The organism is Promicromonospora citrea (genome assembly GCF_013004695.1).
Classification (GTDB): Bacteria; Actinomycetota; Actinomycetes; order Actinomycetales; family Cellulomonadaceae; genus Promicromonospora; species Promicromonospora citrea.
Map to the genome: position 1 here is coordinate 16,442 of NZ_JABEMG010000012.1, position 21,921 is coordinate 38,362.

Sequence of the window (21,921 nt, forward strand, 5' to 3'; positions counted from 1 at the left end):
TCAGTCTCTCGGTGTCGAGTCCAGCCCGTCGAGTTCCTCGATCGTCTCGAGGTCGGGCAGGTGGGGAGCGAGCGGAGGCAGCTCGTCGAGCGACGAGAGGTCCATCCGCTCCAGGAAGTATCCCGTGGTTCCGAACAGGACGGCACCCGAGCTCGGGTCCTGGCCGATCTCGGCGATCAGCCCGCGGGTCAGGAGCGTCCGCACCACGCCGTCCACGTTCACGCCACGCACGGCGCTGACCTGGCCGCGGGTGACCGGCTGACGATACGCGATCACGGCGAGGGTCTCCAGCGCCGCCTGGCTGAGCTTGGCCGACTGGCCGTCGAGCACGAAGCGCCCGACCGGGTCGGCGTGCGCCGTCGACGAGTAGATGCGCCAGCCCTCGGCCGTGCGGCGCAGCTCGAACCCGCGCGGCCGCCCGCCGAGGTGGCCGGCGTACTCGTCGGCGAGCTCGTGCAGGATGTCGTCCGTCTCGTCCCGCGTCAGCTCGAGCGCCGCGGCGATGCGCTCGGCGGGGATGGGCGCGTCCGCGACCATGAGCACCGCCTCGACCGCCGCGTGCGCGCCGCCGGGCAGCGTGTGCACGTCGACGAGCGGCTGCTCGGCAGCCGTGCGTCCCTGCGCGTCCGCCTCCGCGGGGGCGCCGTCCGCCACGGCCTGCGGCGCCTGCTCCTCGACCGTCATGTGCTCGCCTCCGTCCCAGCCTGCTCCGTCACGTCCTGCCCGGTCCCGTCGTGCCCGGTCCCGTCGTGCCCGATCCCGCCCGGGTCGGGCGCAACGCCGTCGGCGGCGACCGGTCCGCTCTCCTCGTCGAACTCGCTCGGGCCGGCGCCCGGGCCGAGGTACCTCTCGCCGTCCTCCGGTCCCGCCGTCCACCGCACTGTGAGCTCACCCAGCGGCGTGACCTGCTCGAACGCGACCAGCGCGTCGCGGAACAGCTCGAGCAGCGCGAGGAACCGCGCGACGGTCACGAGCCGCTCCGTGCCCGACGTGAGCGAGCGGAACGTCACCGAGCGCTCGGTGCGCAGCCGCCGCACGAGCACGCCCGCCTCGTCGCGCACGCTGACCGCGGAGCCGTGCAGGTGCGACAGCCCGACCACGGGCGGCGGCTTGGGCGCCAGCACCTTCGCGGCGAGGTCCGCCAGGCGTTCCGGCGGCGTGTCCCAGACCAGCTCGGGCAGCAGCTCGGCGAGGTGCGGCTCGAGCGGCGCCAGGCGCGGCACGCGTCGTCCGCCCGCCGCGAGCCGCTCGGCCACGAACTTCGAGATCTCCTTGTACGCCCGGTACTGCAGCAGGCGTGCGAACAGGAGGTCCCGGGCCTCCAGCAGCTCCAGGTCCTCCGTGTCCTCGTCGATCACGCCCGGCAGCAGGCGCGCCGCCTTGAGGTCGAGCAGCGTCGCGGCGATGACGAGGAACTCGCTCGCCACGCCCAGGTCCCACGACTCGTGCACCTCGCCGCGCTCCGCGGCCTCCCGTGACGCACGCTCGGCCTCGCGGATGTGCGCGACGAACTCGTCCGTCACGACGGCGAGCGCCACCTCGGTGACGTCCATCTTGTGCTTCGCGATGAGCGAGAGCAGCAGGTCGAACGGGCCCTCGAAGTTGTGCAGGCGGACCTGGAAGGTGCGGGAGGCGCGGCGCTCGTCGGGGGCGTCGGGCTCGGGGGCCGTCACGGCTGTGTCCGGCGCCGAGCTGTCGGGCGCCTCCGCCTCCGGCGGCGCCTCAGGCAGCGTCGCCACGGGCCACGAGCTCCCGGGCGAGCTGACGGTACGCGGCGGCGCCCGGGTGCCCCGGCGCGTACGCCGTGATCGGCTCCGCCGCGACGGTGGCGTCGGGGAACTTCACGGTGCGGCCGATGACCGAGTGCAGCAGGGTGTCGCCGAAGGCCTCGTGCACCCGGGCCACGACCTCCCGGGAGTGGAGGGTGCGCGAGTCGTACATGGTGGGGAGGATACCGTCGATCTCGAGGGCCGGGTTGAGCCGGTCGCGCACCTTCTCGATGGTCTCCACCAGCAGCGCGACGCCGCGCAGCGCGAAGAACTCGCACTCCAGCGGGATGAGCACGCCGTGCGCGGCGGTCAGGGCGTTGACCGTGAGCAGGCCGAGGCTCGGCTGGCAGTCGATGAGGATCACGTCGTAGTCGTCCATCACCGGACGCAGCGCGCGGGCCAGCACGGACTCCCGGGCGACCTCGCCCACGAGCTGCACCTCTGCGGCGGACAGGTCGATGTTGGCGGGCAGCACGTCGAGGTTCTCGATGCCGGACGGGATCAGCACGTCCTGGATGTCCACGCCCCGCTCCATGAGCAGGTTGTAGACCGTGAGGTCGAGCTCGTGGGGGTTCACGCCGATGCCGACGGACGCGGCGCCCTGCGGGTCGAAGTCGACCAGCAGCACCTTGCGTCCGTACTCGGCGAGGCACGCGCCGAGGTTGATGGTGGTGGTCGTCTTGCCGACCCCGCCCTTCTGGTTGCACATCGCGATGATGCGGGCCGGCCCGTGGCTCGTCAGGGGCGCCGGTTCCGGGAGGTCGGGCATGACCCGCCCGACCACGTCGCGCACGGTCCGGGAGTCGGAGTCGCCGACGACGGTCTTGCCGAGAAGCATGTCGGTCATCGCGCTCGCTCCCTCCTCGCTGGCTGCCTCGCTCACGCCCGCCACGCTATACCAGAGTGTGGGCACGACCGGGGTCAAGCCCCGGCGTGGCGTCCTTCAGCGGGCACGGGGGTGGGCGGCCGCGTAGACCTCGCGCAGGGCGTCGGGCGTGACCATCGTGTAGATCTGCGTCGTCGTGACCGACGCGTGCCCGAGCAGCTCCTGGACCACGCGCACGTCCGCGCCGCCGGACAGCAGGTGCGTGGCGAACGAGTGCCGCAGGGTGTGCGGCGAGACGTGCTCGGTCAGCCCGGCGCGCGCCGCGGCGGACTGCAGCGCGGCCCACGCGGTCTGCCGGGACATGCGGGCGCCGCGGGTGTTGAGGAACAGCGCCGCCGTGCCGCGGCCCGCTGCCGCGAGCGCGGGGCGGGCGCGCACGAGATAGGCCTGCAGCGCGTCGCGCGCGAACGAGCCGACCGGCACCACCCGCTCCTTGGAGCCCTTGCCGAGCAGCCGCACGACGGCGGCGTCCGCGACGCCGTCGACGTCGAGGCCCACGATCTCCGAGATGCGCGCACCCGTGGCGTAGAGCAGCTCGAGCAGCGCGCGGTCGCGCAGCGGCAGCGGACCGTCTCCCGTGCCCGCGGCGTCGAGCAGGGCGGCGACGTCGTCGACGGACAGGGCGTGCGGCAGGCGGCGCAGCTGGGTGGGCGCGCGCACCTCGGCGGACGGGTCGTCGCGCGCCAGGCCCTCGGCCTGCGCGAACCGGTGCCAGCCCCGCACGGCCGCCAGGGCGCGCGCGGTGGACGACGGCGAGAGCGGGCGCCCCCCGTCGGACCCCTGCCGCACGGCCTCGACGAAGGCCGTCACGTCCGCCTCGGTGACGGAGTCGAGCCGGACGCGGCCGGCCGCGTCGACGAAGGCCACGTACCGCGCGAGGTCACGACGGTAGGCGGCGACCGTGTTGGCCGAGAGGCCCCGCTCGACGCTCAGGTGCGCGAGGTAGTCCCGCAGGGCGCCGTCCAGCGCCGCGCCTGCGGCCTGGCGGGACGACGACGGGTGGGCGGTGGCGGTGGGCACCGCCCCATCATGCCGAGCGTGGCCCGCCGGGACGGCAGGCCACGCCGGAGGGTGCGCAGGCGGATGCCGGGTCAGGTCTCGCTCAGGCCGGGTTGATGCCGAACAGCTCCGCGCGCGACCGGATCACCTGGGCACGCGCGAGGCGCGGCTTGTCGCTGCCGTCGCGGATGACCGAGCCCGCCGCCTCGAACTCGGCGAAGAAGTCGACCGCCCACGCCACGTCGGACGGGCTGGGCGCGAACGACTCGTTGATGACGCTCGACTGGTCGAAGTCGAGGCACAGCTTGCCGGTCATGCCGAGGTTCACGGCGTCCGCCGACTGCTCGCGCAGCAGCGCGTGCGACGAACCGACCGTCGGGCCGTCGACCGGGCCGGGCAGCCCGCCGATGCGGCTGGCGAGCACGAGCCGGGTCCGCGGGTAGGCCATGGCCATGGGCTCGTTCGCGGCGCCCGTGTCGCGCCGGTAGTCGCCCGAGCCGAACGCGAGGCGGAACGCGCCGCGCGCCTTGGCGATGCGCACCGCCTCCTCGATGCCGAGCGCCGACTCCACGAGCGGGATGACCGGCACGTCGCCGCCGAGACGCTGCGCGGTGTCGATGACGTCGTCCGCGCTCTCGGTCTTGGCGAGCATGACGCCGTTGAGCCCGTCGAGCCCCCGCAGGTACGCGACGTCGTCGGCCCAGGCGGGCGCGGTGCGGTCGTTGATGCGCACCCAGGCGCTGCCGCCGGCCTTGATCCACCGGATGACGTTCTCGCGCGCCTCGTCCTTGAGGGAGTCGTCGATCGCGTCCTCGCAGTCGAGGATCACCTGGTCGGCGCGCGAGAGCTGCGCCTTGTCGAACAGCTCGGTCCGCATCGCGGAGAGCAGGAGCCAGGCGCGTGCGTAGTCGGGCGCGACCCGCGACTTCTCCCGCGCGGCCCGGCGCGCGGCCAGGTCGCTCTCGGGGGTGACGGTGGACGCGGCAGGCAGGCCCGCGGAATAGCTGCCGGGCTGGTCGGCGCTTCGGTCGGTGGAGATCTCGGTCACACGCCAAGCCTAGGCGGCGCCGCGGGGACAGGCCGAATCATGACCGTGGCTATGCCGGGCGCTGGCCCGGCGGTGAGCGTCAGAGCGGCAGGAAGACGTCGACCGCGACCGCGAGGAACAGCAGCGACAGGTAGGTGATCGACCCGTGGAACACCTTCATGGCGCCGAGCTTGCCGCGTGCGCGGCCCTGCGCCCTGCGGAGCATGGCGATCGTCGACCACAGGAACCAGGCGCCCAGGCCCGCCGCGACGACGGTGTACACCCAGGACATGCCGGCCAGCGGCGTGAGCAGCAGGGAGCACGCGATCATCGCGAGCGTGTAGCCGACCATCTCGGCCGCCACGCGCCGGTCGTCGCTGACCACCGGCAGCATCGGCACCTGGGCCGCGGCGTAGTCCTTCTTGAACTTGATGGACAGCGGCCAGTAGTGCGGCGGCGTCCAGAAGAAGATGATGCCGAACAGCGCGAGGGCCGCCCAGCTCAGCCCGCCGGTCACCGACGCCCAGCCGATGAACACCGGCATGCAGCCCGCTATGCCGCCCCACACGATGTTCTGCGGTGTGCGGCGCTTGAGGATCATCGTGTAGCCGACGACGTAGATCGCGATGGCGGCCAGCGTCAGCCACATCGCCGCCCAGTTGATGACGAGCGCGAACCACGCGAGCGAGAGCAGGCCGAGGATCGAGGCGAACACGAGGCCGGCGCGCGGGGTGATCTCCCCCGTGGCCAGCGGACGCTTCTTCGTCCGGTTCATGACCTGGTCGATGTCACGGTCCCACCACATGTTGAACGCGTTGGCGCTGCCCGCGGCCCCGGCGCCGCCCACGAGCGTCGCGAGGATCAGCCAGAAGCTCGGCAGGCCGTCGGCGGCCAGGATCATCGTCGGGACGGTCGTGACCAGCAGCAGCTCGATGACCCTGGGCTTGGTGAGCGCGACGTAGGCGCCCGCGCGCCGCAGGAACCAGCCACCCGGCCGCGGCGGCTCGAAGCCTGCTGCGGGCTGTCCGGCGGTGGACGTCTGGGGACGCGCGGTGTGACCGTTCGTCGTCTGGCTCGTGCTCACGGCGCGTCGTGGTTCCGTTCGAGAGGGTCTGCGGGCAGGTGGGGGTGCGTGCCCATGGTACGCATCGTTCGGAGGTGCCCGCGCACCGCATTCCCGGCCGCCGGTGTGAGATTTGTCCTGGCCAGGCTAGGACTCTCAGGGCCTGGACAGGCCCGAGCACGGGAAGAGCCACGCGTATAGGGTTGTTGACGCAACCGAACGCAATCGAACGACAACGGGTGGCAGGCACACCGCCGCCACCGCACGCACGCCGCGCGTCTCTCCGGCCCGGCCGGGGGCCGCCGGCGGAGAGAAAGAGGACTCGTGAACGCTTTCGACCCCGTGCTGAAGCCCCTGGAGTGGTCGGAGCTCGACGAGCGAGCCGTCAAGAGCATCAAGGCTCTGGCCGCCGACGCCGTCGAGAAGGTGGGGAACGGACACCCCGGCACCGCGATCTCCCTCGCGCCGGCCGCGTACCTCCTCTTCCAGAAGACCATGCGGCACGACCCCGCCGACCCCGACTGGGTCGGCCGTGACCGGTTCGTGCTGAGCGCAGGCCACTCGTCGCTGACGATCTACCTGCAGCTGTTCCTCGCAGGCTACGGCCTCGAGATGGACGACATCGCCGCGCTGCGCACCTGGGGCTCGAAGACCCCCGGCCACCCCGAGTACGGGCACACCGCGGGCGTCGAGATCACGACCGGCCCGCTGGGCCAGGGCCTCGCCTCCGCCGTCGGCATGGCGTTCGCCGCCCGCCGCGAGCGCGGCCTGCTCGACCCGGCGGCCGCCCCGGGCGAGTCGCCGTTCGACCACCACGTGTACGTCATCGCCTCCGACGGCGACCTGCAGGAGGGCGTCACCTCGGAGGCCTCGTCGCTCGCCGGCCACCAGCAGCTCGGCAACCTGGTCGTGATCTGGGACGACAACAAGATCTCGATCGAGGACGACACGAACATCGCGTTCACCGAGGACGTGCTGAAGCGCTACGAGGCCTACGGCTGGCACACCCAGCGCGTGGACTGGACCGCGGGCGACGGCGGCTACGCGGAGGACACCGACGCCCTCGCCGCCGCGCTCGACGCCGCCAAGGCCGAGACCGGCAAGCCGTCGATCATCGCGCTGCGCACCATCATCGGCTGGCCCTCGCCCACCAAGCAGAACACGGGCGGCATCCACGGCTCGGCCATGGGCGCCGACGAGATCAAGGGCCTCAAGGAGACCCTCGGCCTCGACCCCGAGAAGACGTTCGCGATCGACGACGAGGTGCTCGCGTACACGCGCTCCGTCGCCGAGCGCCAGGCCGACCAGCGGAAGGCCTGGGAGGCCGCGTTCGCCGCCTGGAAGGACGCCAACCCGCAGCAGGCCGCGCTCCTGGAGCGCCTGCGGTCGCACGAGCTGCCCGAGGGCTGGACCGACGCGCTGCCCGAGTTCGAGGCGAGCGAGAAGGGCGTGGCGACCCGCGCGGCGTCGGGCAAGGTGCTCTCCGCCCTCGCGGACGTGCTGCCCGAGCTGTGGGGCGGCTCGGCCGACCTGGCCGGCTCGAACAACACGACCATGGACGGCGCCCCGTCGTTCGTCCCCGCCGAGCACGCGACCAAGAAGTTCCCGGGCGACCCCTACGGGCGCACGCTGCACTTCGGCATCCGCGAGCACGCGATGGGCGCGATCCTCAACGGCATCGTGCTGCACGGCCTGACCCGGCCGTACGGCGGCACGTTCCTCCAGTTCGCCGACTACATGCGCGCGTCCGTCCGCCTGGCGGCGCTCATGGGCATCCCGTCGACGTTCGTGTGGACGCACGACTCGATCGGCCTCGGCGAGGACGGCCCGACGCACCAGCCGGTCGAGCACCTCGCGGCGCTGCGGGCCATCCCGAACCTCGACGTCGTGCGTCCCGCCGACGCGAACGAGACCGCCTGGGCGTGGCGCGGCGTCCTGGAGAACACGAAGAACCCGGCGGGCCTGGTGCTCACGCGCCAGAACGTGCCGACGTTCCCGCGCGGCACCGACGGGTTCGCCGGCGCCGAGGGCACCCTCAAGGGCGGCTACGTGCTGCTCGACACCGAGGGCACCCCTGACGTCGTGCTCGTCGGCACCGGGTCCGAGGTCCAGCTCGCCGTCGAGGCGCGCGAGCTGCTGGCCGCCGACGGCGTGCAGGCCCGCGTGGTCTCGATGCCGTCGCGCGAGTGGTTCGACAAGCAGGACGAGGCCTACCGCGAGTCCGTGATCCCCGCGGGCGTCCGGGCCCGCGTCTCGGTCGAGGCGGGCGTCGCGCAGGGCTGGCGCGAGGTGGTCGGCGACGCCGGCCGCATCGTGTCGCTCGAGCACTTCGGGGCCTCCGCCGACTACAAGACCCTCTACGCCGAGTACGGCATCACGGCCGAGGCTGTCGCCCAGGCCGCCAAGGAGTCGATCGCCGCGGCGTCCTGAGCCGCAGCGGTCGTACGGGCACGAGAGAGGAAGCACCATGACCGACAGCACCGGCACCGCCGGCGAGAACGTCAGCCCCACCCAACGGCTGTCCGAGGCGGGTGTCGCGATCTGGTTGGACGACCTGTCCCGCCAGCGTCTGCGCTCCGGCAACCTCGCCGAGCTGGTCGCCACGAAGAACGTCGTGGGGGTCACGACCAACCCGACGATCTTCGCGGCGGCGCTCGCCCAGGGGGACGCCTACGACGGCAGCCTGCGCGAGCTGGCCGGGTCGGACGTGGAGGCCGCGGTCGAGCGCATCACCACCGACGACGTCCGTGACGCCGCCGACGTCCTGCGCCCTGTCTACGACGCCACGTCCGGGGTGGACGGCCGGGTGTCCATCGAGGTGGACCCCCGGCTGGCCAGGGACACCGCAGCGACCGCGACCATGGCCGTCCGGCTGTGGGAGACGATCGACCGGCCGAACGTGATGATCAAGATCCCCGCGACGGTCGAGGGTCTGCCCGCCATCACGTCGACCCTCGCGAAGGGCATCAGCGTCAACGTCACGCTGATCTTCTCCATCGAGCGCTACCGCGCCGTGATGGACGCCTTCCTGGCCGGCCTCGAGCAGGCGAAGGAGGCGGGCCACGACCTCTCGGCGATCGGGTCCGTGGCGTCGTTCTTCGTGTCCCGCGTGGACGCGGAGGTCGACAAGCGCCTGACCGCGATCGGCACCGACGAGGCGCTCGCGCTGCGCGGCCAGGCCGCCATCGCGAACGCGCGACTCGCCTACGCCGCCTACTCGGAGGTCTTCTCCGGCGAGCGCTGGAAGGCCCTCGAGGCCGCGGGCGCCAAGCCGCAGCGGCCGCTGTGGGCCTCGACGGGCGTCAAGGACCCGTCCTACCGCGACACGATGTACGTCGACGAGCTCGTCGTCGCCGGCGTGGTGAACACCATGCCGGAGAAGACGCTCGACGCGTTCGCCGACCACGGCATCGTGCTGGCGGACACCGTCACCGGCACGGCCGAGGAGGCCACGGCGACGATCCAGGCCCTCGAGGCCGTGGGTGTGTCGATGAACGAGGTGACGGCCCAGCTCGAGCAGGAGGGCGTGTCCAAGTTCGAGGTGAGCTGGGACGAGCTCCTGACCACCACGAAGACGGGGCTCGACGAGGCGAAGGCCGGTGAGCGGTGAAGCCTGCCAAGATCGCGCAGGGCGTCAACCCGCTGCGTGACCCTCTCGACCTGCGCCTGCCCCGCATCGCCGGGCCGAGCGGTCTGGTGATCTTCGGCGTGACGGGCGACCTGGCCCGCAAGAAGCTCATGCCGGCCGTCTACGACCTCGCCAACCGCGGCCTCCTGCCGCCGGGCTTCGCCCTGACGGGCTTCGCCCGCCGGGAGTGGGAGGACCAGGACTTCGCGCAGGTGGTGCACGACGCCGTCAAGGAGCACGCCCGCACGCCGTTCCGCGAGGCCACGTGGCGTCAGCTCGCCGAGGGCATCCGGTTCGTGCAGGGCTCCTTCGACGACGACGAGGCGTTCGAGCGCCTCCGGGAGACGGTCGAGACCCTGGACCGGGAGCGCGGCACGGGTGGCAACCACGCCTTCTACCTGTCGGTGCCGCCGTCCGCGTTCCCGGTGGTGTGCGAGCAGCTCTCCAAGCACGGACTGTCCCGGCCGGACGACGACGCGGACGGCGACGGCGTCAAGGCGTGGCGCCGTGTCGTCATCGAGAAGCCGTTCGGCCACGACCTGGCCAGCGCACAGGAGCTCGACGCCGTCGTCTCCAAGGTGTTCGACCAGGACTCGGTGTTCCGCATCGACCACTACCTGGGCAAGGAGACGGTCCAGAACCTGCTCGCCCTGCGCTTCGCGAACACCATGTTCGAGCCCATCTGGAACTCGAACTACGTGGACCACGTGCAGATCACGATGGCCGAGGACATCGGCATCGGCGGTCGCGCCGGGTACTACGACGGGATCGGCGCCGCGCGCGACGTCATCCAGAACCACCTGATCCAGCTCCTGGCGCTGGTGGCCATGGAGGAGCCCGTGAACTTCGACGCCGCCGAGCTGCGCGCCGAGAAGATCAAGGTGCTCTCGTCGGTGCGGCTGCCGCGCGACCTCGGCAAGCACACCGCCCGCGGCCAGTACGAGGCCGGGTGGCAGGGCGGCGAGCAGGTGCCGGGCTTCCTGGAGGAGGACGGCATTGCGAAGGACTCCACCACGGAGACGTTCGCCGCCATCCGCGTGGACGTCGACAACCGCCGCTGGGCGGGCGTCCCGTTCTACCTGCGGCACGGCAAGCGGCTGGGCCGGCGCGTCACCGAGGTGGCCGTCGTGTTCAAGAAGGCGCCGCACCTGCCGTTCGAGACGTCCCTGACGTCGGAGCTCGGCAACAACGCGCTGGTCATCCGCGTGCAGCCCGACGAGGGCGTGACCATGCGGTTCGGCGCGAAGGTGCCGGGCACCGCGATGCAGGTGCGCGACGTGACGATGGACTTCGGGTACGGGCACTCGTTCACCGAGTCCTCCCCCGAGGCGTACGAGCGCCTCATCCTCGACGTGCTGCTCGGCGACCCGCCGCTGTTCCCGACGCGGGAGGAGGTCGAGCTCTCCTGGAAGATCCTCGACCCGATCACCTCGTACTGGGCCCGCAAGGGCAAGCCCGAGCCGTACGCGTCGGGCACGTGGGGCCCCGCGTCGGCGGACGCCATGATGGAGCGCGACGGCAGGACCTGGAGGCGTCCATGATCATCGACATGCCGGACACCACGACCAACGACGTCAACAAGCGGCTCGTCCGCCTGCGCGACGAGGGCGGTGCCGTGGCCCTCGGCCGTGTGCTCACCCTCGTGGTGCTGGCCGACGAGGGCGACGTCGAGGAGTCCGTCGAGGCGGCCAACGACGCGAGCAGGGAGCACCCGTGCCGCGTGATCGTCGTCGCGCCGGCCTCCGGCAGCGACGAGGGCCGGGTCGACGCCCAGATCCGCGTGGGCGGTGACGCGGGCGCCTCCGAGGTGGTCGTGCTGCGGGCGTCCGGCGCGCTCCTGGAGCGCGCCGACACGCTCGTCATGCCGCTCCTGCTGCCGGACGCGCCGATCGTGGCCTGGTGGCCGCGTGAGGCGCCCGCCGTGCCGTCGCAGGACCCGGTGGGCGCCATGGCGACCCGCCGGATCATCGACAGCACCGTGGCGAAGGACCCGTCGGGGATGCTCAAGAACCTCGCGGGCGCCTACGCCCCCGGGGACACCGACCTCGCGTGGGCGCGCGTGACCCTGTGGCGCGCGCTCATCGCCGCGGCCGTGGACCAGCCCCCGTTCGAGCCGGTGCTCGGGGTCACCGTCGAGGGGCAGAAGCGGCACACGTCGCTCGACCTCCTCGCCGCGTGGCTCGGCGCCCGGCTGAACTGCCCGGCCGAGGTCGTGCGCACCGAGAGCGACGACGCCATCACGCGCGTCACGCTCCAGCGCAGGAGCGGGCCGATCGTCCTCGACCGGCCCGACGGCCGCACCGTGACGATCACGCAGCCCGGCAAGCCCGCCCGGCGCATCGCCCTGCCCATCCGGGCCCTCAACGAGGCCCTCATCGAGGAGCTGCGCCGGCTCGACCCGGACGAGATCTTCGAGGAGACCCTCATCCGGGGCCTCGGCACCCTCACGACGCGGACGGCGGCCTGATGGCTCAGGAGTCACCCGGCGTGCGGCTCGTGGTCGTGCACCCCGACAAGGAGGTGCTGGCCGAGGCCGCCGCCGCGCGCCTGCTCACGCGGGTGCTCGACGTGCAGTCGGTGCGCTCCCCGGTGCACGTGGTGCTCACCGGCGGCACGGTGGGCATCGCGACGCTCGCCGCGGCGGCCACCAGCCCGCTGGTGCGCGCGATCGACTGGTCGGGTGTCCACCTGTGGTGGGGCGACGAGCGCTTCCTGCCGGACGGCGACGCCGACCGCAACGAGACGCAGGCACGCGAGGCGCTGGTCGACGCGCTCGTGGCCGGGCACGGGCTCCCCGAGGCCAACGTGCACCCGATGCCCGGGCCCTCGGCGGTCGCCACACCCGAGGAGGGCGCCGCGGCGTACGCACGGCTCCTCGCGGAGCACGCGGGCGACGACGGCGCGTCCGTCCCCGCGTTCGACGTCCTGCTGCTCGGCATGGGCCCCGACGGGCACGTCGCGTCCCTCTTCCCGGGGCACGAGGGCCTGGAGGCGACGGGGACGACCACGGGCGTCCACGGCTCCCCCAAGCCCCCGCCGGAGCGCGTCTCGCTCACCTTCGAGGCCCTGCGGGCCGCGCGGGAGGTCTGGGTCGTGGCGGCGGGCTCCGAGAAGGCCGACCGGGTGGCCGCCGCGCTACGGGGTGACCCGGTCACCGAGGTGCCCGCCGCGGGCGCCGTCGGGCAGGCCAGGACCCTGTGGCTGCTGGACGCGCAGGCGGCCGGTACGGGGGCGTAGGCCCGCCCCGCGGCCGAAGAACGACGGAGCGCCTGCTCACCCCCGCACAGCGGGTGGTGAGCAGGCGCTCCGTTCGTGTCCTGGTGCGTGTACCGCGGTGCTGCGTGTCCGGACGGCCCCGGTGCCGGTCAGCCGGCCACCCGTCCGCCCCGGCGGATGCGCAGGGCCTCCAGCGCCTCCTCCAGGAGGGCCGCGCCGTCCTCGTCGGACCGGCGCTCCTTCACGTAGGCGAGGTGCGTCTTGTAGGGCTCGTTCCGCACCGGTGCGGGCGGGTTGGCGGGGTCCATCCCTGCGGGGAAGCCGCAGCGCGGGCAGTCCCACTGCGTGGGAGCCTCCACGTCCTCGCCCACCGAGAAGCTCGGCGCCGTCTCGTGCCCGTTGGCACACCAGTAAGAAACCCGGACCCGCGGGGCCGTCTCGCCCCGCTCCGTCTCGCCGAGGGGTCCGGCGCCTACCCGGCTCCCCCTGATCGCATGACCGCCTGATGCCACGTCTGTCGTCCCCTCTGTGTGCGGCCGTCAGCTGCTAGGCGCTTGGCGACCGGTCAGCTGACCTTCTGGATGAGTCCGAGCAGGACGATCACCACGGCCCACACGAGGGCGAAGGCGATGGTGATGCGGTTGAGGTTCCGCTCGGCCACGCCGGACGAGCCGGCGCCCATCGAGATACCGCCACCGAACATGTCGGACAGCCCGCCACCCTTGCCCTTGTGGAGCAGGATGAGCATGGTGAGGAAGGCGCTGGTCAGGACCAGCAGGACTTCCAGGATGATGCGGAGCACGTCCACGGGTTCACGTCCTCGGTTGTAGGTGTGCCGGGCGTCACCCGGCGGCGGATTTCCGGTCAAGAGTAAGCGAGACGTACCTCACAGTGCTAACCCCCTGCTCAGATGCCTGCACCTGACGTCGGAGGGGCACGTCGCGCACCTGCGAGGGTACCTCAGGCGGGGACGCGAACCGGGTGCACGAGCCGTGTCGGCCCGTGCACCCGGTGCGTGTCGGTACGGCTGGTCAGGCGGTGACGTGCGACTGGTAGCGAGCGATCTTCGCGAACTCCTCGGGGTCGAGGCTCGCGCCGCCCACGAGGGCGCCGTCGACGTCGGGCTGCGCCATGATCTGCGCGACGTTGCCCGACTTCACGGAGCCGCCGTACAGGACGCGGACGCCCTCGGCGACGGTCTGGTCGCACAGCTCGCCCAGCACGCGGCGGATCGCGCCGCACACCTCCTGCGCGTCCTCGGGGGTCGCGACCTCGCCCGTGCCGATGGCCCACACGGGCTCGTACGCGATGACGATCTTCGCGACCTGCTCGGGCGGCACGTCGGCCAGCGCGGCCTCGACCTGCCGGAGCGTGTACGGCACCTGGTCGCCCGCCTTGCGGACGTCCAGGCCCTCTCCCACGCACAGGATCGGCGTCAGGCCGTGCGCGAACGCGGTGCGCACCTTGGCGTTGACGAGGTCGTCCGTCTCCGCGTGGTACTCCCGGCGCTCCGAGTGGCCCACGGCCACGTAGGTGCAGCCGAGCTTCGCGAGCATCGCGCCCGAGATCTCGCCGGTGTAGGCGCCGGACTCGTGCCGCGACAGGTCCTGCGCGCCGTAGACGAGCTCCAGCTTGTCCCCGTCCACGAGCGTCTGCACCGAGCGCAGGTCGGTGAACGGCGGCAGCACCGCCACCTCGACCGCGGAGTAGTCGTGCTTGGCGTCCTTGAGGGACCAGGCGAGCTTCTGGACCGTGCTGATCGCCTGCTGGTGGTCCAGGTTCATCTTCCAGTTGCCCGCCATCAGGGGCGTGCGAGTGGTTGCCACGTGTGCTTCTTCCTTCGTCTGGGTGGGGCGGGTCAGTCGGCGAGGACCGTCAGGCCGGGCAGCTCCTTGCCCTCGAGCAGCTCGAGGCTCGCGCCGCCGCCCGTGGAGATGTGGCTGAAGCCCGCCTCGTCGAAGCCGAGCGCGCGCACCGCCGCGGCGGAGTCGCCGCCACCCACGATGGAGAACGCGCCGCTCGCGGTCGCGTCCACGATGCCCTGCGCGACGGCGGTGGTGCCTGCGGCGAACGCCTCGAACTCGAACACGCCCATGGGGCCGTTCCACGCGATCGTCCGTGCGTCGGCGAGCTTGCTCGCGAACAGCTTCCCGGACTCCGGGCCGATGTCCAGGCCCATGGTGCCCTCGGGGATCGCGTCGACGGCGACCACCCGGTGCGGCGCGTCCGCGGCGAACGAGTCGGCCGCGACGACGTCGACCGGCAGCACGATCTCGACGCCGTTCTCCTCCGCCGTGGCGAGGTAGCCCTTGACCGTGTCGATCTGGTCCGACTCGAGCAGGCTGTCACCCACCGACAGGCCCTTGGCCGCGAGGAACGTGAACACCATGCCCCCGCCGATGAGCAGGCGGTCGGCCTTGGTGAGCAGGTTGGCGATGACGCCGAGCTTGTCCGAGACCTTCGACCCGCCGAGCACCACGGCGTAGGGGCGCTCCGGGTCACCGGTCGCCCTCGACAGCGACTCGACCTCGTTCAGGACGAGGTCGCCCGCGGCGGCGGGCAGCACCTGCGCGACGTCGTACACCGACGCCTGCTTGCGGTGCACCACGCCGAAGCCGTCGGAGACGAACGCGTCGGCCAGCTGCGCGAGCTCGCCGGCGAGCTCGGCGCGCTCCGCGTCGACCTTCGAGGTCTCACGGGCGTCGAAGCGCACGTTCTCCAGGAGCGCGACCTGACCGTCGGCCAGGCCCTCGACCGTGGCCTTCGCGGACTCGCCGACGAGGTCCTCGGCCAGCGCCACGTCCTGGCCCAGCAGCTCGCCCAGGCGGGCAGCGACGGGGGCCAGCGAGTACTGCGGGTCCGGCGTGCCCTTCGGGCGGCCCAGGTGGGCCGTCACGACGACGCGTGCGCCGGCGTCCGTCAGACGCTTCAGCGTGGGCAGCGCGGCGCGGATGCGGCCGTCGTCCGTGATGGTCGTCCCGTCGAGCGGGACGTTGAAGTCGGAGCGGACCAGGACGCGCTTGCCGCGCAGGTCGCCCAGGGAGTCGATGGTCTTCATGAGCACTCCAGGTCGTGGACCGGCCGCCAGGGCCCGGTCGGGTTTGCGTCACATGACGACGTCCGCGTGCGCCGGCAGGCCGATGCGCACGCGGACGTCGGGGTTCACGCCGAGGCGGAGAAGGTCAGAGCTTCTGGCCGACGAGCACGGTGAGCGAGACGAGGCTGTTCGAGTAGCCCCACTCGTTGTCGTACCAGGAGACGACCTTGACCTGGTTGCCGATCACCTTGGTGAGCTTCGCGTCGAAGATGCTCTGGTGCGGGTTCGTCACGATGTCCGACGAGACGATGTCGTCCTCGACGTACTCGAGAACACCCTTGAGCGGGCCCTCGGCCGCAGCCTTGACCGCGGCGTTGACCTCCTCGACCGTCACGTCGCGCGGGGCCTCGAACGTGAGGTCCGTCGCCGAGCCGGTGATGACCGGCACGCGCAGGGCGTAGCCGTCGAGCTTGCCCTTGAGCTCCGGGAGCACCAGGGCGACGGCCTTGGCCGCACCCGTGGTGGTCGGCACGATGTTCTGCGCGGCCGCGCGGGCGCGACGCAGGTCCTTGTGCGGGCCGTCCTGCAGGTTCTGGTCACCCGTGTAGGCGTGGATCGTGGTCATGAGACCACGCTCGATGCCGATCGAGTCGTTCAGCGCCTTGGCCAGCGGGGCGAGGCAGTTCGTGGTGCACGACGCGTTCGAGATGATGTGGTGCGCCGCCGGGTCGTACAGGGAGTCGTTGACGCCCATGACGAACGTGGCGTCCTCGTTCTTGGCGGGGGCCGAGATGATGACCTTCTTGGCACCGGCGTCGATGTGCGCCTTCGCCTTGGTGGCGTCCGTGAAGAAGCCCGTCGACTCGATGACGATGTCGGCGCCCAGCTCGCCCCAGGGGAGGTTCGCGGGGTCGCGCTCGGCGAGCGCACGGATCTTCTTGCCGTCGACGATGATGTTGTCGTCGTCGAAGTCGACGGACTTGCCGAAGCGGCCCAGCACCGTGTCGTACTTGAGCAGGTGGGCCAGGGTCTTGTTGTCGGTCAGGTCGTTGACGCCAACGACCTCGATGTCCGCACCCGACTCCACGAGAGCCCGGTAGAAGTTCCTGCCGATACGGCCGAAGCCGTTGATGCCGACGCGGATGGTCACAATGCCCTCCTCAGGGGGCGCCGGCCGTCCCGGCGCACACGGTTCCTTGTCTCTGTCGCCACTGCCGTCGATGCCCGACGGCGGGTGGCGTTCGCCAGGGTTTCCGGGCACCGCGACCACGCGACGACCCGAACGGGAAACACGATGGTCACGGCGTCGTCACCTGACGATTTCGAGCCTATACCCGAACCGCACCCGACCGTGACCCGAGCCGGACAGTGTGAAACCGCCGGTTCTGTTCGTTCTCACAAATCGGATGCGGCGGGGCAGCACAGTACCGGGTGAAGTCCTTGTGCCGCACCGCGGGCGGCCCGCGCCCGGCTCAGAGATCCAGCAGGTCAGCGGGCAGGCCCGCCTCGGTGTCCGGGATGCCGAGCTCGAGGGCGCGCTTGTCGGCCGTCGACAACAACCGCCGGATCCGGCCCGCCACGGCGTCCTTGGACAGGGGCGGGTCCGCGAGGCGCCCGAGCTCCTCCAGCGACGCCTGCTTGTGCGCGAGACGCAGCTCGCCCGCCTGCCGCAGGTGGTCCGGCAGCTCGTCGCCGAGGATCTCGAACGCGCGCTGCACGCGCGCCCCCGCCGCCACGGCGGCCCGCGCCGACCGGCGCAGGTTGGCGTCGTCGAAGTTCGCCAGACGGTTGGCCGTGCCGCGCACCTCGCGGCGCTCGCGCCGCTCCTCCCAGACCTTGAGGGTCTCGGGGGCGCCGATGCGCTCAAGCATGCGCGCGATCGAGTCCCCGTCGCGGATCACGACGCGGTCGATGCCCCGCACCTCGCGCGACTTGGCGGCGACCCCGAGCCTGCGAGCGGCACCGACGAGCGCGAGCGCCGCCTCCGGGCCGGGGCTGGTGACCTCGAGAGACATGGACCGGCCGGGCTCGGTGAGCGAGCCGTGGGCGAGGAACGCCCCACGCCACACCGCCTCCGCCTCCTGCACGCCCGCTGACACCACCTCGGGTGCGAGGCCGCGCACGGGGCGGCCCCGGGCGTCGAGCAGGCCCGTCTGGCGGGCGAGCGACTCCCCCTCGCGCACGACGCGGACGACGAACCGCGAGCTCTTCCGCAACCCGCCCGCCTGAACCACGATGAGCTCGCTGCTGTGCCCGTACAGGTCGTGGATCGCGTGCCGGAGCCGCGTCGCGGCCGACTCGGTGTCGAGCTCCGCCTCGATCACGACCCGCCCGGAGATGATGTGGAGGCCGCCGGAGAACCGCAGTGTCGCGGAGACCTCTGCCTTGCGGCAGGACGTCTTCGCGACCCTCACCCGAGCGAGCTCCTCCTTGACCTGTCCCGTGAGCGCCATGGCGTCATCCTGCCACGGTCCGGCTCGCGCCGAGAGAGGCGAATCGCGGAAGCTCGGGGGAATTGTCCCGGCGTGTCGCCTCGCCCGGAGGGTGCGGTGCTCCGTCTCACGTCGCACCGCCGCCGATGCCCGACGCCGGGCCCGCCGCCGGCCCCTGCCCCGGCCCCGGCCCCGGCCGGCACAGGATCGCGCCGGTGCCGCTCGGGCCCGGGTGAGATCTGCCCGCTGTGAGGTCTGGTGCCCGCTGTGAGGCCTGGTGTCCGCTGTGAGGCCTGGTGTCCGCTGTGGGATCTGGTGTCCACGGTGGGATCTGGCCGCGCACAACCAGATCTCAGCGCAACGACCAGATCTCACCGGCGGGCGGCGGGTTCAGGGGCCGAGGTCAGAGCACACGGGCCGACGGGCCTCCGGCGGTCGGCGGCGAGAGCAGCGAGCGGGGAAGGCAGCGGGTGACGGGCCGCGCGCTGCACGTCGCGACGCCCGCGAGTCCGCGAGGCCGCGAGTCCGCGAGTCCGCGAGTCCGCGAGTCCGCGAGTCCGCGAGTCCGCGAGTCCGCGAGCGATCTTCCCCCGAGCGCGTTGCTGTGCGTAGACAAGATCGACGTACCGCAACACGCCCGTGAGGGCATGCCCGGACTGGCGCACGACTCGCCCGGCCGCCGACGCGCCCCCGAGGCCCTCGGGCGAGACCTTCCCCCGAGGGTGTCGCGGAGCGTCGACAAGATCGACGCTCCGCAACACGCTCGAGCGGGCCCACCGTTCCGGCACGGGACGCGCCCCGGCGCACGACGCGCCAGAAGGACGGCCGCACGTGACCGGCTCCCGAGCACGATACGGAGCGTCGACAACGCCTACGCTCGGCAACACGCTCGGGAGGACATGCCGCTCCAGGGGCCGACGTGCCCAGGTCGGTCGGAGGCATCGTGGGAAGAGGCACCAAGGGGAGGCTCGGGGAGGCACGTCGGGGAGCGCACCGCGGGACGGCACCGACGGCGGGCGTTCCGTCAGGTGGTGACCCGGGCCGGGGCGGAGCGCGCCACGACGTCGGCCCAGCGGTCCGCCCAGGTGTGCAGAAGGTCGTCGAGGTCGGGGAGCTGGGCCTCCGTGACCGCGACGGTGCGGGTCGGCACCGACGCGCCGAGCTCGACGAGCACGGGTCGCAGGTGGACCTCGCCCGCCAGGGCGTGCGCCGGGCTCGCCGAGACCACGACGGGCACGACGACGACGCCCGCGAGCGCGTCCGGGCCGTACCCGTCGAGGAACGCCTTGAGCAGTCCGGTGTAGGACGCCTTGTAGACCGGCGTCGCCACGACGACGACGCGCGCCGCCGCGACCCGCTCCCGCGCCGCGGTCACCGTCGGTGAGCCGGTGAGCACCTCGGGCGCGAGCAGGGCGAGGTCGACGGGCTCGCCCGGGTCGCCGTCGGACAGGCCGAGGGCCGGCGCGAGCCGGCGGGCGACGGCCTCGGCGACGGCAAGGGTGCGCGACCCGGGCCGCGGGTTGCCGCTGACGACGACGAGGCCGTCGGCGGGCGGTGTCCGGTCGGTCATGCGATCGCCTCCACTGATGATGTCGTGGTGCTGCCGGCAGGGTCGGGTGCCGTGAATCCCGCCGCCCTGCGCAGGTCGCGCGGTCCCCACAGGTCCGTCCGCACCTCGGCGCGCACCAGGGGGACCACCTCGGCGGCGAAGCGGCGCAGCACGTCCTCCTGCTGTGCGGGCTCGAGCAGGTGGTTGACGGACACCGACTGGAGCACGTGTCCGAACGAGGCGTGGTAGTCGAGGATCTTCTCGGCGACCCGCTCGGGCGGGCCCACCAGCGCGGGCCCGCGATCGACCGCTTCCTCGACGGTGCGGAAGCTCGTCACCTTGCCGACCGCGCCGGGCGCGTGCCTGCGCTGGTCCTGTTGCCGCACCTGCCCCTCGTAGAGCAGGCGGTACTGCTCGACGGCCTCCTCCGTGGTGTCCGCGAGGAACAGGCCGCCGGAGCCCGCCCCGACGAACCCGTACGCCGGGTCGTGCCCCGCGGCCGCGTACCGCTCCCGGTACCGGTCGATGAGCACGCCGTACGCCTCGCGCGGCTGCAGGGCGTTGGCGCTGACGATCGGGTCGCCGTGCTCCGCCGCCAGGTCGACGGCAAAGGTCGACGTCGCCGAGCCGTGCCAGATGCGGAACGGACCGGCGAAGGGGCGCGGCAGCGTGGTCGCGTGCTCCAGGCGGTGCCGGTACCTGCCCTCCCAGGTGACGTCCTCGGACGACAGCAGGAGCCGCAGCAGCTCGTAGTTCTCCCGCAGGTACTCGTACTGCTTGTCGATGTCGAGGCCGAGCAGGGGGTACTGGAGGTCCTCGTTGCCCTTGCCGATGACGATCTCCAGGCGGCCGCGGCTGAGCTGGTCGACCGTGGCGAGGTCCTCCGCCAGCCGGATCGGGTCGTGCAGCGACAGCACCGTGACGCCCGTGGAGAGCAGGATGCGCGAGGTGCCGGCCGCGATCGCACCGAGCAGCACGGTCGGGGCCGAGGACAGCACGGGGCCAGCGTGCCGCTCCCCCACCGCGAAGGAGTCGAACCCGAGTTCCTCGGCGAGCACCGCGGTCTCCACGATCCGGTTCAGCCGGTCGGCGGCGGGTACCGCCTCGCCCGTGACGGGATGGGGCGGGTTGAAGGCGATGTCGAGCACCTGGAAGCGCATCAGGCGGCGACCTCGGCGCCGCCCGCCGCGGCGCGGTCGCGCTCCGCGACGCCCTCCTTGACCAGCGGGATCACGTACCGGCCGAAGTCGATCGCGTCGTCCAGCAGGTCGTAGCCGCGCGCCGAGATCACCCGCACACCCAGGTCGTAGTACGCGAGCAGCGCCTCGGCGACCTGCTCGGGCGTGCCGACGAGCGCGTTCGAGTTCCCGGCGCCGCCGGTCGCCTTCGCTGTCGCCGTCCAGAGCGCGGTGTCGAACCGCTCGCCCTGGGCGGCGATCTCCAGCAGGCGCTGCGAGCCCGCGTTCTCGGGCTTGTCGATCGGGTGGCGCCGGCTCAGCACCCCGCCCTGTGCGGCCTTGCGGGCCTCGATGCGACCGAGGATGCCGTGGGCCTTCTCCCAGGCCAGCTCCTCGGTGGGCGCGATGATCGGGCGGAACGCGGCGTGGATCCGCGGCGGCGTCGCACGGCCCGCGGCCTCCGCCTCGGCGTGCACGCGCGCGATCTGCTCGGCGGTGCGGTCGAGCGGCTCGCCCCAGACGGCGTAGATGTCGGCCTCCGCCGCGCCCACGGGGTACGCGGCCTCCGACGAGCCGCCGAACGAGACGGTCGGCACGTGTCCGTCGACCGGCTTGGTGTCGAGCACGAAGTCGTCGAAGTCGTAGAACTCGCCGTGGTGGTCGAACGGCTCCGCGCTCGTCCACGCGCGCTTGACGATCTGGATGTACTCGCGGGTGCGGGCGTACCGCTCGTCCTTCGTCAGGGTGTCGCCCTCGCGGCCCTGCTCGTGGTCGTTGCCGCCCGAGATGAAGTGCACGGACAGCCGCCCGCCCGAGAGCTGGTCGAGCGTCGCGAACGTCTTGGCGGCGTACGTCGGGTACGACACGTTGGGCCGGTGCGCCAGCAGCAGCTCGATGTCGGGGACGTGCGCGGCGACGTACGACGCGAGCGCAGCGGGCTCGGGGCCGGAGGAGCCGTAGGCGAACAGGATGCGGGTCCAGCCGTTGTCCTGGTGCGCGCGGGCGAGCCGGACCAGGTAGTCGGGGTCGAACGGCTCGGTGGTGCGCTCGGTGGTCTCGGAGGCGTCGTTGGTGGCGGCGATGCCGAGGAACTCGACGGGCATGGGGTTCTCCTTCTCGCGATGACGGGTACGGGGG

Annotated in this window: 20 protein-coding genes; 5 read left to right on the top strand and 15 right to left on the bottom strand. The window is 72.5% G+C overall.

Annotation, left to right across the window (positions count from 1 at the left end; genetic code table 11):
* The 6 genes from scpB to HLB15_RS04300 form a co-directional block, all read right to left on the bottom strand.
* Complete coding sequence (gene scpB, locus HLB15_RS04275) at nucleotides 1–684, bottom strand: SMC-Scp complex subunit ScpB (protein ID WP_171104024.1); 684 nt, start codon at nucleotides 682–684, stop codon at nucleotides 1–3.
* Nucleotides 681–1,739, bottom strand: coding sequence for a segregation and condensation protein A (locus HLB15_RS04280; protein ID WP_171104026.1), 1,059 nt, complete (start codon nucleotides 1,737–1,739; stop codon nucleotides 681–683). Before HLB15_RS04280 ends, scpB begins: the two co-directional genes overlap by 4 nt.
* Nucleotides 1,723–2,616 carry a ParA family protein gene (locus tag HLB15_RS04285; protein WP_171104094.1) on the bottom strand — a complete coding sequence of 298 codons (894 nt, stop codon included), beginning with the start codon at nucleotides 2,614–2,616 and terminating at the stop codon, nucleotides 1,723–1,725. Before HLB15_RS04285 ends, HLB15_RS04280 begins: the two co-directional genes overlap by 17 nt.
* A gap of 96 nt (nucleotides 2,617–2,712) precedes the next feature.
* Nucleotides 2,713–3,675, bottom strand: a complete 963-nt coding sequence (gene xerD / locus HLB15_RS04290; RefSeq protein WP_373291127.1) for a site-specific tyrosine recombinase XerD — start codon at nucleotides 3,673–3,675, stop codon at nucleotides 2,713–2,715.
* A gap of 82 nt (nucleotides 3,676–3,757) precedes the next feature.
* Nucleotides 3,758–4,609: an HpcH/HpaI aldolase/citrate lyase family protein gene (locus HLB15_RS04295; protein WP_171104098.1), complete on the bottom strand. Its 852-nt coding sequence runs from the start codon at nucleotides 4,607–4,609 to the stop codon at nucleotides 3,758–3,760.
* Between the two features lie 172 nt (nucleotides 4,610–4,781).
* The gene (locus HLB15_RS04300) at nucleotides 4,782–5,765 is read right to left on the bottom strand and encodes a heme o synthase (protein WP_171104028.1); all 984 of its coding nucleotides are present in this window, start codon (nucleotides 5,763–5,765) and stop codon (nucleotides 4,782–4,784) included.
* A gap of 303 nt (nucleotides 5,766–6,068) precedes the next feature.
* On the opposite strand from HLB15_RS04300, the gene tkt reads away from it, so the two are divergent.
* The 5 genes from tkt to pgl are packed head-to-tail and all read left to right on the top strand — an operon-like array spanning nucleotide 6,069 to nucleotide 12,609.
* Complete coding sequence (gene tkt, locus HLB15_RS04305) at nucleotides 6,069–8,174, top strand: transketolase (protein WP_171104030.1); 2,106 nt, start codon at nucleotides 6,069–6,071, stop codon at nucleotides 8,172–8,174.
* Between the two features lie 37 nt (nucleotides 8,175–8,211).
* A complete protein-coding gene (tal, locus tag HLB15_RS04310) occupies nucleotides 8,212–9,354 on the top strand; it encodes a transaldolase (protein WP_171104032.1) in 1,143 nt (380 codons plus the stop codon).
* The gene (zwf, locus tag HLB15_RS04315; protein WP_171104035.1) at nucleotides 9,351–10,913 is read left to right on the top strand and encodes a glucose-6-phosphate dehydrogenase; all 1,563 of its coding nucleotides are present in this window, start codon (nucleotides 9,351–9,353) and stop codon (nucleotides 10,911–10,913) included. Before tal ends, zwf begins: the two co-directional genes overlap by 4 nt.
* Nucleotides 10,910–11,839: a glucose-6-phosphate dehydrogenase assembly protein OpcA gene (gene opcA / locus HLB15_RS04320; RefSeq protein WP_171104037.1), complete on the top strand. Its 930-nt coding sequence runs from the start codon at nucleotides 10,910–10,912 to the stop codon at nucleotides 11,837–11,839. The genes zwf and opcA overlap by 4 nt, the downstream gene beginning before the upstream one ends.
* The gene (pgl, locus tag HLB15_RS04325; protein ID WP_171104039.1) at nucleotides 11,839–12,609 is read left to right on the top strand and encodes a 6-phosphogluconolactonase; all 771 of its coding nucleotides are present in this window, start codon (nucleotides 11,839–11,841) and stop codon (nucleotides 12,607–12,609) included. The genes opcA and pgl overlap by 1 nt, the downstream gene beginning before the upstream one ends.
* 128 nt (nucleotides 12,610–12,737) lie before the next feature.
* On the opposite strand, the gene HLB15_RS04330 is transcribed toward pgl, so the two are convergent.
* From HLB15_RS04330 to HLB15_RS04370, 9 genes are all read right to left on the bottom strand, one after another.
* Nucleotides 12,738–13,100 (bottom strand): RNA polymerase-binding protein RbpA, encoded by a 363-nt coding sequence (locus HLB15_RS04330; RefSeq protein WP_171104040.1) that lies wholly within the window; start codon nucleotides 13,098–13,100, stop codon nucleotides 12,738–12,740.
* 53 nt (nucleotides 13,101–13,153) lie between these two features.
* Nucleotides 13,154–13,396 carry a preprotein translocase subunit SecG gene (gene secG, locus HLB15_RS24455; RefSeq protein ID WP_171104042.1) on the bottom strand — a complete coding sequence of 81 codons (243 nt, stop codon included), beginning with the start codon at nucleotides 13,394–13,396 and terminating at the stop codon, nucleotides 13,154–13,156.
* A 223-nt stretch (nucleotides 13,397–13,619) separates the two neighbouring features.
* Nucleotides 13,620–14,390 (bottom strand): triose-phosphate isomerase, encoded by a 771-nt coding sequence (tpiA, locus tag HLB15_RS04340; RefSeq protein WP_212759498.1) that lies wholly within the window; start codon nucleotides 14,388–14,390, stop codon nucleotides 13,620–13,622.
* A gap of 56 nt (nucleotides 14,391–14,446) precedes the next feature.
* Nucleotides 14,447–15,646 carry a phosphoglycerate kinase gene (locus tag HLB15_RS04345; protein WP_171104046.1) on the bottom strand — a complete coding sequence of 400 codons (1,200 nt, stop codon included), beginning with the start codon at nucleotides 15,644–15,646 and terminating at the stop codon, nucleotides 14,447–14,449.
* A gap of 124 nt (nucleotides 15,647–15,770) precedes the next feature.
* Nucleotides 15,771–16,775: a type I glyceraldehyde-3-phosphate dehydrogenase gene (gap, locus tag HLB15_RS04350; RefSeq protein WP_171104048.1), complete on the bottom strand. Its 1,005-nt coding sequence runs from the start codon at nucleotides 16,773–16,775 to the stop codon at nucleotides 15,771–15,773.
* Between the two features lie 322 nt (nucleotides 16,776–17,097).
* On the bottom strand, nucleotides 17,098–18,078 hold the full coding sequence (gene whiA / locus HLB15_RS04355; protein WP_171104051.1) for a DNA-binding protein WhiA: 981 nt from the start codon (nucleotides 18,076–18,078) through the stop codon (nucleotides 17,098–17,100).
* A 1,003-nt stretch (nucleotides 18,079–19,081) separates the two neighbouring features.
* Entirely contained in the window at nucleotides 19,082–19,627 is a 546-nt protein-coding gene (locus HLB15_RS04360) for an NAD(P)H-dependent oxidoreductase (RefSeq protein WP_171104053.1), read from the bottom strand.
* Nucleotides 19,624–20,766, bottom strand: a complete 1,143-nt coding sequence (locus HLB15_RS04365; RefSeq protein WP_171104055.1) for an LLM class flavin-dependent oxidoreductase — start codon at nucleotides 20,764–20,766, stop codon at nucleotides 19,624–19,626. Before HLB15_RS04365 ends, HLB15_RS04360 begins: the two co-directional genes overlap by 4 nt.
* The gene (locus HLB15_RS04370; RefSeq protein ID WP_171104057.1) at nucleotides 20,766–21,887 is read right to left on the bottom strand and encodes an LLM class flavin-dependent oxidoreductase; all 1,122 of its coding nucleotides are present in this window, start codon (nucleotides 21,885–21,887) and stop codon (nucleotides 20,766–20,768) included. Before HLB15_RS04370 ends, HLB15_RS04365 begins: the two co-directional genes overlap by 1 nt.
* Between the last annotated feature and the right edge of the window lie 34 nt (nucleotides 21,888–21,921).

What these genes read in the sequence shown, in the direction of transcription:
- tpiA (WP_212759498.1), bottom strand. Translation starts at nt 14,390, where the DNA reads ATGGCGGGCAACTGGAAGATGAACCTGGACCACCAGCAGGCGATCAGC.
- scpB (WP_171104024.1), bottom strand. Translation starts at nt 684, where the DNA reads ATGACGGTCGAGGAGCAGGCGCCGCAGGCCGTGGCGGACGGCGCCCCC.
- HLB15_RS04360 (WP_171104053.1), bottom strand. Translation starts at nt 19,627, where the DNA reads ATGACCGACCGGACACCGCCCGCCGACGGCCTCGTCGTCGTCAGCGGC.
- HLB15_RS04345 (WP_171104046.1), bottom strand. Translation starts at nt 15,646, where the DNA reads ATGAAGACCATCGACTCCCTGGGCGACCTGCGCGGCAAGCGCGTCCTG.
- HLB15_RS04370 (WP_171104057.1), bottom strand. Translation starts at nt 21,887, where the DNA reads ATGCCCGTCGAGTTCCTCGGCATCGCCGCCACCAACGACGCCTCCGAG.
- HLB15_RS04285 (WP_171104094.1), bottom strand. Translation starts at nt 2,616, where the DNA reads ATGACCGACATGCTTCTCGGCAAGACCGTCGTCGGCGACTCCGACTCC.
- pgl (WP_171104039.1), top strand. Translation starts at nt 11,839, where the DNA reads ATGGCTCAGGAGTCACCCGGCGTGCGGCTCGTGGTCGTGCACCCCGAC.
- tal (WP_171104032.1), top strand. Translation starts at nt 8,212, where the DNA reads ATGACCGACAGCACCGGCACCGCCGGCGAGAACGTCAGCCCCACCCAA.
- opcA (WP_171104037.1), top strand. Translation starts at nt 10,910, where the DNA reads ATGATCATCGACATGCCGGACACCACGACCAACGACGTCAACAAGCGG.
- HLB15_RS04365 (WP_171104055.1), bottom strand. Translation starts at nt 20,766, where the DNA reads ATGCGCTTCCAGGTGCTCGACATCGCCTTCAACCCGCCCCATCCCGTC.
- whiA (WP_171104051.1), bottom strand. Translation starts at nt 18,078, where the DNA reads ATGGCGCTCACGGGACAGGTCAAGGAGGAGCTCGCTCGGGTGAGGGTC.